We start from the raw sequence: 12,929 nt of genomic DNA, 5'->3' as shown, positions 1-12,929 counted from the left end.
CAATTGCAGGGCAAATAAACGTTATGGAACAGTTAGTAGTGCGCTTGGGGGCCAATCCAAATGACGCCATTCATTGGATTGTATGGTCTAGCCAACAAGACGAAATTATCGCCTCGGGCGAGCTGCCAGATGCTAGTCATTTAGACACCTTAAGTGACAGAGCAGGCGGTCGGCCTATATCCACCTTAGTGCCCACCAGCGACATATTACTTAAATGGGTGAGTTTGCCGGCTAAAGCTGGGCGTAAAGCCATTGCTGCGATTCCATTTATGTTGGAAGAAGAAATCAGTGGTGATATCTCACAACAATTTTTTGCCTTAGGTCCCAAAGTGGGCCTGCAACAAGCTGTGGCTATCGTTAACAAAGAAAAGCTTAAAACTTGGCTTGATATCATTAATGGAGCCGGCCTAGCTTGCCATCAAATGTTACCTGATGTTCTGGCTTTACCTTATGATCAAGAAGCTTGGAGTATACTAGAATTAGGTGAACAATTATTAGTGCGCCAAGATAGCTGGTCTGGCTTACAAGGTGAAGCAGAGTGGCTTACTCAAGCGATTCAACACCAAGCCCGTCAACTGGCAAAAAAATCAGCCGAAACACTGAATATTAAAAATTACTCAGGCTTAGATTTAACTGAATTTGAAAACATAACCAATATCAGCGCTCCTCTTGAAATGCCCATGAAAGTATTAGCAGAAGGCGCCAGTCATTCGCAATTTAACTTGTTACAGGGTGAGTTCAAAGTTAAAAACCAAAGCAATGGCAATTGGAAAAAATGGCGTTTAGCCGCAGCGTTAGCCGTCATCGCTCTTTTCACCAGTTTGATTGATAAAACTCTTGAGTTAAACAAAATTGAAAGCCAGGTTGCTAGCTTAAAAACACAAATAGACAGCGAATATAAACGTGCATTTCCTAATGCTGGTGCTTATCGAAATCTAAAAACCACCATGCAACAGAAAATGAAAGCTTTAGAACAAGGTGGTGGCGGTAGTTCTATTTTGGTTATGCTCAGTGAGTTACGTCCTGCTTTTGCGGCTTCAAACGTGAAACCACAAACCATGCGCTTTGACAGTAAACGGGCAGAATTACGCTTACAAGCAGTCGCTAATAATTTTGAATCCTTAGACAAGTTCAAACGCCAAGCCGAAGCTCAAGGCTTTGTTGTAGAGCAAGGTTCTATTAACCAAAAAGATAATCAAGTAATCGGCACTTTGTCGATTAGGAGTTAATATGGACAAGTTAAAAACCCTATATAAACAATTAAACGCACGAGAACGCTTACTCGTTTCTGTTTCAGCTGTGTTGTTAATTATTGCACTTTTTTATTGGTTAGTTTGGTCTCCATTAAATACCTCTATCGAAAGAGGTAAAAACAACCTTACAAGCCAGCAATCACTCTTAGCTTGGGTAAAAAAGAATAGCGCGAGAGCCATTCAATTGCGGAACTCCGCAGGCACATCGAGCCAGTTTTCTGGTTCATTACCCCAAGCTGTCAATCAAGCAGCCAGTAGAATGAAAATTCAAATATCCCGCATGCAGCCTCAGGGTGATGAGTTACAAGTATGGGTTGACCAAGCCCCTTTTAACGATGTGCTTAGCTGGTTACAATCATTAGAAAAACTCGGGATCAATATTTTGGATATTGACGTCGCCGAAGCAGACGCGCCTGGTCTAGTTAAGATCCGTCGCCTAAAATTAGGAAAGTCATGAAGTCCACTTTAAAATGGGGCGCAGCTTGCCTCGTTATATATTTTGTTTTTTTAGTCGTAAAACTTCCAGCAGTACAGGTATTACCTAAACTTCAGCTTCCTCCTGAGGTACAGGTAAGTGGTGTATCAGGTACAATATGGAATGGTAAAGCTCAGCGCATTAGTTACCTGGGTTTTCCTGTGGAAGATGTCGAGTGGTCCCTGTCTTTTATGTCTTTGTTAATCAAGGATATAAATCTAGAGGTCAAAGCTGGCAGTGTTCGCCAACCTGAACAGATTGCCATTAGCGGTCAAATTCAATTTTCGGGTAATCATATACAGGCTGATACATTGCAAACTTATGTGCCAGCAGACTTGGTCATGATGTCGCTGCCTTTACCCATTCCTTTGATGGCTGAAGGGCGATTTAAAGTTGAGTTAGATACCTTAGATTATGATTTTCAAACAGGTTGTCAGGCGCTTACCGGTAAAGGTCAGTGGTTAAATGCCAAAGTTGCAGGAGTAGGTAAAACCATAGATTTAGGTAACTTTAACGCTACTTTAGGATGTGAAAACCAGCAAGTATTATTGAATGTGAAAGAACCCAATAGTTTTGGTTTAAATGCACAAGTTAATATAGCTGCAGATATGAAATACAAAGTAGATGGCCGCTTTAAACCGAGTGCCGATTTACCTAAAGAAGTACACCAAGGAGCTGCGTTTTTTGGACAACCGGGTAAAGACGGGTATTACCCAATTAAATTTTAATTGGGTAATACATTATAGCTCACGCCTGAAATGGCTGGGCCAGAATATCGTCAATTAAATACCGATAATCTTGAATCGATGGGAAATCGTTAATTTCCCTGCTTGGCTGTTTGCTATCAGGATTACTCACAGCCAACAAATGTTTTATGCCATAATCTTCAGCCGCTTTTAAAATACCTAAACTGTCATCCACAAATAGTGTGTGGGCTGAATTAAACCCTACTTTTTGTTGTAATTTTTGCCACAACAATTGAGATTCTTTGGTCACCCCAAATTCATGGGTAGAAATCAGCAAATCTATATGTTGGTCTAACTGAGTATGCTCCACTTTTAAAGACAAACTGTCAGGATGCGCATTGGTCACTAAAATCACTTCACGTCCAGACTCTCTTAATGCGTCTAAAAAAGGCAAAGTATCTTCACGCATGCTAATTAAATGTTCCACCTCTCTTTTCGCTTGCATAATATCCATCTTGAGTTTGTCTGCCCAAAAATCCAAACAATACCAATCTATAGTCCCCATCACTTTTTCGTATTCTTTGAGCATATGATCTTTGGCCGCTGCAACAGAAATGTTTTTTTGTTGTGCTAATTTTATAGGTACATGTTGCAACCAAAAGTGATTATCAAAATGTAGATCTAATAAAGTACCGTCCATATCTAATAAAACTGTATCTATTTTATTCCAAGAAAGCTTTGACAAGTGGCGTGTCCTCTATTTAACAGGTATATTTAAATACATTGATTTTAAAGCAATTTATTGTTGGCTGCTGAGACATATTTATTTTTCAATATCATTCCCAGCTTGAGTCTAATTTTTGTCTGACAATAGTAAATAACCAAGCCAGACCTTATAGTAACGTGAATTACAAATGAGCAATAGAAACAAAAATAAAACGCTGCCTCAAATACATAAACGTAGCATTGTGGCAAAAAGCGGTTTATTTAAAATTGAACAATTAGACTTAGAGTTCTCTAATGGAGAACAAAGAGTATTCGAACGTATGGTCGGCAGTGGCAGAGGGGCTGTTATGATTGTGCCTTTTATTAACGAGCATGAGTTTTTACTGATTAGAGAATATTCTGCTGGTACCCACACTTATGAAATTGGCTTCCCTAAAGGTTTAATTGACCCAGGAGAGTCAGCTGAAATAGCAGCAAATCGAGAGTTAAAAGAAGAAGTGGGTTATGGCGCAACAACATTGCACCCGTTACACAAGATGAGTATGGCTCCTGCTTTTTTTAATTCACCCATGGCGGTATTTATCGCTGAAAATCTTTACCCAGAAGTATTGCCTGGGGATGAGCCAGAACCATTAGAGGTGATCCGCTGGTCAATGGATAATTTAGATGAGTTATTAGCTAGGGAAGACTTTAACGAAGCCAGATGTATCGCCGCATTACTCTTAGCCGAAAAGTGGAAAAGGGGCAAAAATGCCAACTGAAGATTTACAAGCATTACTTGAAATAGCCAAACGAGCTGCCATTAAAGCAGGTAAGGTTGTATTAGATATTTATAATAGCGGTGATTTTACCAGTTACCAAAAAGATGATGATTCGCCTGTTACTACAGCAGACTATAAAGCTAATGAAATCATCATGGATATCTTATTAAAAGAGACTCCGCATATCCCAATTATGTCAGAAGAAACCGAATCAGGTCCTTTATCTGAACGTAAACATTGGCAACGTTACTGGTTATTAGATCCAATCGATGGCACCCAAGAGTTTATTGCTCGCAGTGGCGATTTTGCTGTCAACATTGCATTAATTGAAAATAATGTCCCTGTGTTGGGCATTATTTATTGGCCGGCAGGCGACACTCTCTACTATGCGCAGAAAGACTATGGCGCATTTAAAGAGAGTCCTGCTGAGAGTAAACAAATCAATGTTAGAGCATTTGATGACGCTGAAAAAGACGTAATCATGATTGCCATTAGTCGTAGGCAAGCCCGAGAAAAAGTAATGAATTGTATGAGTGCAGAAAGAACCTACCAATCTGTGCCTCTGGGCAGTTGCTCACTTAAAGCCTGTTTTATTGCCGAAGGTAAAGCAGATGTGTTTTTACGTTTTGGTGTCACAGGAGAATGGGATACTGGCGCCAGCCAATGTATTGTCACCGAAGCAGGAGGTTCTATATTGGCCCATGACTTTTCACCATTAAGTTACAATAAGCGCGAAGAATTAACTAACCCCGATTTTATTGTAATGGGTGACCAACACGTAGACTGGACCTCAATTGTCAAATATCGCACAGGAAATAGTTAACATGAAAAAAATGTCTCCTTGGTTATATGTAGCCGCCCTAACCACATCTTTAATCTCGACTTCAAGTATGGCTGATTGGTCAGTACAAAATGAACAATCCAGTGTGCATTTTATTTCTACCAAAAAGCAGCATATAGCTGAGATACACCATTTTAAAAAGGTATCAGGTAAGCTTAGTGATAGCGGTAAATTTGCCCTAGCTATTGATTTAGCGTCGGTAGAAACGGGCATAGATATTCGTAATAGCCGTATGCGTGATGATTTATTTAAAGTAGGGACTTTTCCCGCTGCGAATTTAACCGCCCAGTTACCTCAAGAAGTAATGCAACTAAAAGCTGGACAATCAATACAAGTAGAAGTTGCCGCTGATCTGAGTCTAATGCAGACATCAACCCCACTTATTTTACATATTCAAGTTAGCAGAACGAATAACAACAGTTATGTGGCGACCAGCATTCAACCTGTATTAATTTCTGCAACAAAAGTAGGTTTACAGCAAGGGGTAGAAACCTTACAAAAACTAGCTGGCTTACCCAGTATTGGCTTAACAGTACCTGTGTCGTTTAATTTATTATTAAACGCAGATTAATATTCGTTTTCTGTAGGATTAAATTGCTCTTTAGGCACAATATTGACTGACTCGTGAAGTTCTGAATATACCAACAGAACTTCACCGTTTTTCAACTGCTGTACCACTTGTTTGACTTTATCCTCTAACGAACAGTCAAATTCACCGTATTCAGTTCCTTCTCGTAATACAAAACCTTCTACAAGATTTAGCAGGGTGCTTTGCTCTAATTCGTTAATGGGAATAATCATATTGCTGTATCCGCTTTACTATAATTTGTCTTTAGCTGAAAGAATGGAGTCATAAAGTCATTAGTTCTTTGGTGCATCCATATTTTGGGACGCCAAGGAGAGCCTTGTAAAAAACCCACATGACCACCTCTTTCGCTCACCTCTAAACCAACATTAGCAGATATGTCCTGTTTATTAGGCAGAATAGATTCGTGCATAAAAGGGTCATCTAGAGCGTGCAAAATTAAAGTCGGGGTGGCTATGTGAGCTAAAAAATTTATCGAGCTAGATTGTTGATAATAGTCTTTTGCCCCTAAAAAACCGTGTAACGGAGCCGTGACGTTTTGGTCAAATTCGCGGAAACTTTTAAACTGTTTAATCTGTTCCGGTGACACTTTAAGTAGGTTTTTGTAATCAATTTTTCGCATTTTCATCAGCAGGTTGTTAATCATACTTTTCAATAAATAAGCTTGGTATAAGCGTGAAAAACCTTGATTGATACTGTCGGAACATAAGTCTAAATTGAATGGTACTGAAATCGCCATGGCCGCTTTTAGTATCTTTTGTTTAGGTTGCTCACTTAATAATTTAAGTAACATGTTAGCGCCAAGAGAAAAGCCCATGGCCGCTTTTCGGGTTTCTGGAAATTTTTGTTCTAACCAATTAAGAAAAAACCACGCATCTTCGGTTTCTCCTGAATGATAAGCCCTTGGTCTAAGGTTCATCTCTCCGCCACAGCCTCTAAAATGCATCAAAACAACGGCATAGCCCTGACTAACTAAGTTAGCCGCCATATCATTGGTGTAATGTGATCGAATCGAACCTTCCAAACCATGAAACAAAGCAATTAACCCCAATGATTTTTGTACATCCCCAGCCCAGACCAAATTAACAAAATCACCATCGGGTAATGTGAGTTTTTCTTTGCGGTAATTAAGGCTGGCGCGTTTTTGCAAAAAGCGGGGGAAAATAGTTTGTACATGTCTGTTTTTTGCCCACCAAGGTGGTACAAATTTGCTTGTTACAATTTCACCATAACGTACATTTTGAAGGGCTTGTTTTTCAGACTGCATTGAAAGGATAACGGCAATGAATACGTTCAGGTATATTACAGTAAATTGACAATTTTATGAATAGACAAACCGCAAACTCACCAGTCTTTGGGCTCACCCGTTTCACACTTCTTACAGTAAAGTTTATGACCTAACATAGATTCTCGCCCTTGTGCACTGATAACCCAGGGGCGACTCGTCCAAGGCGGATTATGCCTGACATGTTGATTATGACCACAAACCAACTCAGCCACCCAGTCGTCTAATTCGTCCTTGTGATAACCCACAATTGCATTGAGCATGTTTTCAACCTAAATTGCTGGATAAGCTGAGCTACTCGATAACGCTCTTTTTGCAGCCTAGCTGCGTTGGATTTTCTAGCAATAGCCCGCTATTACGTACGAAAAACCGCCTTGCTATACACAAAAATTTCGTCACCGAGTAAGTATTAACGTTAAATTAACCGAGTTAATTTTGGTAAGAATCTGAATTATAGACAAAATTTCTATAAAAATGACACTTCTTATCCAGAACTCAGGTTAACTATTTTGCTCAAACTCTTGCTGTTTTACTTCTAGCTGCTCTTGCGTATCTAACCATTCCATTTCAGCATCTTCTAATAACGACTTTTGTTCAGCCTGTTCTGCTAATACTTGTTTCAGTTTTATTTTGTTTTCTGGGTTGTATAACTCAGTGTCGCTAAGCTGGCTTTCTAACTTAGTTAACTTCTGTTGTGCACTTTCCATAACTTTTTCGAATTTAGTAATGGCTTTTCTTAGTGGTTGGGTCGCTTGTCTAAACTCAGCCGCCAGTCGTTTAGTATTTTTACGATCGGGTTTAATTTCCGTTTTATCGCCTTCTACATTTTCAGTTTTGTCACCTTTAAGGATCCAGTTTTTATAATCATCTAGATCTCCATCAAATGCTTGAACTTGGCCACTATCCACTAGATAAAAATCGTCACACACAGAGGTTAATAAAAACCTATCATGGGATACCAGCACCATTGCCCCTTCAAAACCTTGCAAGGCCATATTCAAGGCATGACGCATATCCAAATCTAAGTGGTTGGTCGGTTCATCCAGTAATAATAGATTAGGCTTTTGATATACAGTTATGGCTAAAACCAATCGCGCTTTTTCACCACCGGACATAGGCGCCACTTTACTGAGGGCGTTATCGCCTCTAAAACCAAAACCTCCAAGATAATCTCGTAAGCTTTGTTCTGTGGCTTTTTGATCTAACCTTTGCATGTGAGCTAAGGCCGAATCGTCTCCCCGTAAAAACTCCAGTTGATGCTGAGCAAAATAACCAATGCGCAAGCCTGCTGAGGTTTCGTAAATCCCTTCCATAGGTGTCTTTTCGCCAGCTAACAACTTAATCAGTGTCGACTTACCCGCCCCGTTTTTACCTAATAAACCAATCCGGCTACCGGGTACTAAATTAAGATGAAGTTTTTCTAAAATGATGGTGCTGTCGTAACCTACTTTAACTTGTTCGATTTTTACCAAAGGGTTAGGCAACTTGGGTGGAGTAAAAAACTCAAAAGAAAATTCAGATGCGGCCATGACTGGCAATAAGGTTTCCATTCTTTCTAATTGTTTAACTCGACTTTGTGCTTGTTTCGCCTTACTCGCTTTGGCACCAAAACGTCGAATAAAAGATTCTAAGTGAGCAATTTGATCTTGTTGTTTGGAATATTGCAGGCTTTGCAGACGTAAACGTTCTGCTCGTTGTTTTTCATATGAGTCGTAATTACCCGTATAACAAATCAACTCTTGTTGTTCTACGCTGATAATTTCATTCACAGTGCTATCGAGAAAAGACTTGTCGTGAGAAATTAACAACAAAGTACCAGTGTACCTTTGCAGCCATTTTTCTAACCAAATCACGGCGTCTAAATCTAAGTGATTTGTGGGTTCATCTAATAACAATAAGTCTGAATGGCATAATAAGGCTTGTGCTAAGTTTAAGCGCATACGCCAACCACCCGAAAAAGCGGTCACAGGATTACGCACTACATCATTCGCAAAACCTAAACCGGCTAAAATAGAGGCTGCTCGCGATTCAATATCATATGCACCAGCCTGTTCTAACAAACTGTGCAGATGGGCAATCTTTTCGCCATTATGAGACTCTTCAGCAAGTACTAACTCAGCTTGTAATTGACGAAAGTTTTTATCACCATCAATCACATAATCTATGGCAGAACGATCCACTGCCGGTGTTTCTTGGGCCACCGACACGATTTGCCAATTTTTAGGAATTTTGAAGTCACCTGCTTCAGTTTGTAATTCTCCCTTAATTAAGGCAAACAATGTGGATTTACCACAACCATTTGCTCCAATTAACCCAGCTTTATGCCCAGGGTAAACAACAGCATTGGCATCTTGTAGCAATATTTTACTACCACGCATTAAAGTAACATCAGAAAATTGGATCATGAAAACCTGTTTAAAAACTAAATTTGCATCACTTACTTAAACGCCTAAAAAGACAATTTACAGAAGAAGAGATAACACTAAAAATCTATTGGGGGTATCATACCAAGATGAACAGCCGAAAAAATCACTAATCGATAGTTAATAAAATAATGGTTAATAAAATTAAAAAACGTTTTGTCGCTGGCGCAACCTGTCCTCAATGCAAATCAATGGACACTATAATGCTGTATTTTGAAAATAACGTCGAAAAATTACAGTGTGTGCAATGTGATTACCACGAATCACAAGCTGATAAACAAGTGACTAAAGCCACTCGTTCCAGCGAAAGTGTAATTGGTGTATTTAAGCCTGAATAAATCACAGGCTTAAATACTGACAATTAATAAATGGCTATTTCTAATGTGTTAACGTAAACGAATAAAACCTTTAAATCCTAAACCGAAGAAACCCAATATTAACAACCAACTTATACTGGCTCCTTGCCTTTCTTGCACTCCACTAGAAACATTACAATTATCTACTGAGCCACCTTCTATAGGGATTAATTTAACCGCAACAACTTGATTTACTTCTGTAGTGGCCCCTAATTCATCATAAATAATTTCACCCTGAATATTTTTTACAGGGGCATTTACCAGTGCTGTAGCGGCAATTTCATTACTATCATTGATGGCATTTGCCTGCACGATTGAATAAGAAGAATTACATTCAATTAAACTGTTTAAACCTAAAAATAAGTCGTTCCTGTAATCATAAATAAAACCTTCTGTGCGCCTTGTAGTAGAGACCGATGCTTCATACTCTGCATAACCCACAACCATATTTTCGTTGTTGATTGATAATGCTGTACTGGATGAACCAGGGAAAAAATCATCAGGATATAAAGTGATGTTTGCATCAACGTCGTGTACAAAAAACTTTTGTCGAGTTATGCCAGCGACTCTTTTGGTGATGGTTCCCACCATTAAGTTATTGTTGTTGATATCTGTTGCAGTACTGGCAAACACTTCTTCATCTTGATTGATGGTAGTAACCTGATCATCGATATAAATAGCTGCAGCCGTAGTTAACGATGTAGTATTAAGATAAAAGGCAGGTGACTCTCCCACTGCTATACCATTGTCATTAATGGCCACAGCTTTACTGTTATATATATTAGTGTCTGTAGAGCTGGGCGTAATTAACATGCCTAAAGGGAAGGTGTCTGTTAGGTTACCGTTATCATCTAGTTGCCAAATAATACCCCTCTTTTGGGCGATAGAACCAACATTTGCATTAAGTTGCTGACTATATGAACGCAAACATGTTTTTTCACCTAAACAATTATCAACACTGGTTTTAAATGCATCTGTCATCAGTTCTGTAGTGCCAAACCCCACTACTTGATTATTGATATTAATATCAAAAGCTTCACTCAAGCCTCCGGCCGTCGTTTCTGGGGGAGCTAATTCTGTAGTTTTACCATCAACTTCAGCAAAAGCTCTCGAATAAAAATCATTCACTATATAAGTTGTACTTAAACCATCATCAGAAAAATATGTCAGGTCATAAAAACCATCTTGGCTGACTCCAGCTAAACTACCTGAATTGTTAATACTTCTAACCGTAACTGCAGCACTGTTATTGTATTCTTTAGTGAAATTATCAAATGTATCAAAACCATGTACAGGTTCACTACTTGAGCCATTATCGATATAACTATTTATGTTAGCTATTTGCTGAAACAGCAGGCTCTCGGCATTTCCGGTAATATAACTATACAGCCAAAGGTAGTCTGTGCCTTCTAAATCGCCACCTCTGACACCATCAATATTAATTAAGTTACTCATCACAATAGCTGAATTAAAGTCAATTAAGCTAGTATCAATATAAGGGTTATATTGGAGTTGCAGGTTTACTGCTATGTCACCCGTATTATTAATTGCAGTTGGAAAGGTACTATTTCCTAATTCAGCAACGGGAAGTTCTACTATTCTGTACTGGGCGCTATATGCTTGTGGACTAATTAGAAAAGTAAATAACGACCAAAGGGCCAATCTTGTTTGTTTCATTTAAGATCCTGCTTAAGACTTGCCTTTAATGGCAATATTAAAGATGTTTCTTGAGGCTCGTTTACTGAATAACGAAACTAGAGAATAAGTACTGATGCCGTTTAATATTATTTACGGCTTCAGTACTTATGTTTTTAGACGTTAATCAGAAGCTTTTTGATTAACTAGCGTTATTTTAAAGCCTGAAGAGGTTGACTCATCTTCTTCAAATAATAAAAATTGATCTTGGCTTTCAGTGTTTAATATCAATTCCATACTATTCAGCTTTCTTTCAATACCATCAATAGTTGCGATAGCATGCAGCTGATAAGTATTGTTCAGTAATGAAATATTGCCGCTACTTTCTTGTAATACTGATAGTTTATTATCTGCTGTTGAAATGATCTCGTCATTCAATACAAAATAGAAAGTCACACGGCTAAAATCATCTGAATCAGTGAAATTAATAATACGCACATTATGGCTATAGATACTAGTACTGTCACTTTTAGTGATTGATAACGATTTGATTTTAGTTTCATAACCGTCAATGATACCGTCATCATCTTCGTCATAATTACCATCATTATCGTCATCAATTGGCTCTTTTGTACCGTAAATAAAGATCGCACTAGATGCATTCTCTTGTAAACTTAACAAGGCGTTTTTAATATAGACTTCACCAGTGTTTGAATTAGAGACACTAAAGTCATAATCACCATTTTCCCCTGTAATCAGTTCACTAAATTGACCTAACTGTAAATTTTTAATACTAGTGATATCGTTTAATAAACCAACATCAATATCAACTTCACTTTGGTAATCAGGTAAATACTCAGACTCAGTTAGGGCATTATAAAAACTAAATTCAGCTTCTGAGTCCACATCATTTAGTGCGGTTGTACCATTAATACCTATGTTATCTATAGAGAATGGTGAACTCCCTACACCTATGTTTTCACGTATAGCGATAACGTATTGGCTAACAACCGAATATGATTGGGCTACAGAAGTGTAAAGTACGTCTGTACTGCCAGCTTCGGTAATATAAAAAATGTATTGGTCTTGCTCAACTTTTATATTGTCGGTTAATGCTTTATAACTAGCCGTTTCTATTAACACTGCTTCATTAAAAGTTTCATCATTTTCAGACATATAAAGATCAACATCTTGATAATCAGGATGAAGGTTTAGTAATCTCACATTAAACAAATCGTCATCGTCATCGTCATCGTCATCGACCACTGGAATATCAAAATAAAGTACATCAGGATTTTGAACATCTCCTGTCAGTGCATAAAAACTAATATTATCCGATTTAATATCGACACTATCTTCAAAAATCAATTCTAAATCACTTCTTTCGCTACTTTCTTCATCTTGCCACGCTAACTCGGTGTAATAAGTACCTGTTGATAAGGCATTGCTGGCACTCACTTTAGAATAGGCAACTGGGCTATAGGTAATTTCTATTTCATCATCATCATCTTCATCTAAATTTTCATCTACTGTCAGATATATTTGAGGAGCATTTAACGATGCATTATATAACCTGATATAACCATTCTCATCATCATCACTACTCGACCCACAGGCTGAAATAGCAACAGCAATTATACCAAGCAAGGAAAACTGAATTCCTCGCAAACCAGCTTTATTACACTTCATTTTTTCTCCATTAATTTTCAAATTATGTTACTGCTATATTACTATTATAAAAGCATTGCTGCTATATTACTGTGATAAAAGCTGAAAGTGTTAGTTTTTATGTGTAAATACTAACAGGACTTGCTTTATTGTTGGTGAAGTTCAGACTTAAAGGACAAAACAGAGTTCACTTTTTTAAATATCTTTACACTTCTTTACAATAGAATGTTTATT

Annotated in this window: 14 protein-coding genes; 7 read left to right on the top strand and 7 right to left on the bottom strand. The window is 38.1% G+C overall.

The window, feature by feature from the left end; genetic code table 11:
• Positions 1–23: 23 nt before the first annotated feature.
• From gspL to GQR87_RS21565, 3 genes are read left to right on the top strand one after another with little or no spacing between them, the layout of a single operon-like run.
• Positions 24–1,229, top strand: coding sequence for a type II secretion system protein GspL (gene gspL, locus GQR87_RS21575; RefSeq protein WP_158972732.1), 1,206 nt, complete (start codon positions 24–26; stop codon positions 1,227–1,229).
• 1 nt (position 1,230) lies between these two features.
• Entirely contained in the window at positions 1,231–1,710 is a 480-nt protein-coding gene (gene gspM / locus GQR87_RS21570) for a type II secretion system protein GspM (RefSeq protein ID WP_158972731.1), read from the top strand.
• Complete coding sequence (locus tag GQR87_RS21565) at positions 1,707–2,456, top strand: type II secretion system protein N (RefSeq protein WP_158972730.1); 750 nt, start codon at positions 1,707–1,709, stop codon at positions 2,454–2,456. Before gspM ends, GQR87_RS21565 begins: the two co-directional genes overlap by 4 nt.
• A gap of 19 nt (positions 2,457–2,475) precedes the next feature.
• Here the strand turns inward: GQR87_RS21565 and yrfG are convergent, their stop codons facing one another.
• Positions 2,476–3,159 carry a GMP/IMP nucleotidase gene (gene yrfG, locus GQR87_RS21560; protein WP_158972729.1) on the bottom strand — a complete coding sequence of 228 codons (684 nt, stop codon included), beginning with the start codon at positions 3,157–3,159 and terminating at the stop codon, positions 2,476–2,478.
• Between the two features lie 169 nt (positions 3,160–3,328).
• On the opposite strand from yrfG, the gene nudE reads away from it, so the two are divergent.
• The 3 genes from nudE to GQR87_RS21545 are packed head-to-tail and all read left to right on the top strand — an operon-like array spanning position 3,329 to position 5,313.
• Positions 3,329–3,901, top strand: a complete 573-nt coding sequence (gene nudE, locus GQR87_RS21555; protein ID WP_158972728.1) for an ADP compounds hydrolase NudE — start codon at positions 3,329–3,331, stop codon at positions 3,899–3,901.
• On the top strand, positions 3,891–4,724 hold the full coding sequence (gene cysQ / locus GQR87_RS21550) for a 3'(2'),5'-bisphosphate nucleotidase CysQ (protein WP_158972727.1): 834 nt from the start codon (positions 3,891–3,893) through the stop codon (positions 4,722–4,724). The genes nudE and cysQ overlap by 11 nt, the downstream gene beginning before the upstream one ends.
• A 1-nt stretch (position 4,725) precedes the next feature.
• Complete coding sequence (locus GQR87_RS21545; protein WP_233267357.1) at positions 4,726–5,313, top strand: YceI family protein; 588 nt, start codon at positions 4,726–4,728, stop codon at positions 5,311–5,313.
• On the opposite strand, the gene GQR87_RS21540 is transcribed toward GQR87_RS21545, so the two are convergent.
• From GQR87_RS21540 to GQR87_RS21525, 4 genes are all read right to left on the bottom strand, one after another.
• Positions 5,310–5,543, bottom strand: coding sequence for a YheU family protein (locus GQR87_RS21540; RefSeq protein WP_158972726.1), 234 nt, complete (start codon positions 5,541–5,543; stop codon positions 5,310–5,312). The two genes, GQR87_RS21545 and GQR87_RS21540, sit on opposite strands and share 4 nt — an antisense overlap.
• Complete coding sequence (locus GQR87_RS21535) at positions 5,540–6,595, bottom strand: hydrolase (RefSeq protein ID WP_158972725.1); 1,056 nt, start codon at positions 6,593–6,595, stop codon at positions 5,540–5,542. The genes GQR87_RS21540 and GQR87_RS21535 overlap by 4 nt, the downstream gene beginning before the upstream one ends.
• A gap of 77 nt (positions 6,596–6,672) precedes the next feature.
• Complete coding sequence (locus GQR87_RS21530) at positions 6,673–6,876, bottom strand: DUF3565 domain-containing protein (protein ID WP_158972724.1); 204 nt, start codon at positions 6,874–6,876, stop codon at positions 6,673–6,675.
• 237 nt (positions 6,877–7,113) lie between these two features.
• Positions 7,114–9,018 carry an ATP-binding cassette domain-containing protein gene (locus GQR87_RS21525; RefSeq protein ID WP_158972723.1) on the bottom strand — a complete coding sequence of 635 codons (1,905 nt, stop codon included), beginning with the start codon at positions 9,016–9,018 and terminating at the stop codon, positions 7,114–7,116.
• Positions 9,019–9,167: 149 nt separating this feature from the next.
• On the opposite strand from GQR87_RS21525, the gene GQR87_RS21520 reads away from it, so the two are divergent.
• The gene (locus GQR87_RS21520) at positions 9,168–9,374 is read left to right on the top strand and encodes a YheV family putative zinc ribbon protein (protein ID WP_158972722.1); all 207 of its coding nucleotides are present in this window, start codon (positions 9,168–9,170) and stop codon (positions 9,372–9,374) included.
• A 48-nt stretch (positions 9,375–9,422) separates the two neighbouring features.
• Here GQR87_RS21520 and GQR87_RS21515 read toward each other — a convergent pair whose 3' ends face one another.
• Together GQR87_RS21515 and GQR87_RS21510 are read right to left on the bottom strand one after the other, a co-directional pair.
• Positions 9,423–11,069: a DUF3466 family protein gene (locus GQR87_RS21515; RefSeq protein WP_158972721.1), complete on the bottom strand. Its 1,647-nt coding sequence runs from the start codon at positions 11,067–11,069 to the stop codon at positions 9,423–9,425.
• Positions 11,070–11,210: 141 nt separating this feature from the next.
• Positions 11,211–12,716 carry a DUF4397 domain-containing protein gene (locus tag GQR87_RS21510; RefSeq protein WP_158972720.1) on the bottom strand — a complete coding sequence of 502 codons (1,506 nt, stop codon included), beginning with the start codon at positions 12,714–12,716 and terminating at the stop codon, positions 11,211–11,213.
• Positions 12,717–12,929: the final 213 nt, after the last annotated feature.

It is taken from the genome of Paraglaciecola sp. L3A3 (assembly GCF_009796765.1).
In the GTDB taxonomy this organism is placed as follows: domain Bacteria; phylum Pseudomonadota; class Gammaproteobacteria; order Enterobacterales; family Alteromonadaceae; genus Paraglaciecola.
Note: the sequence above shows the minus strand (reverse complement) of the source record. Positions and strands in the feature narration are given on the sequence as shown.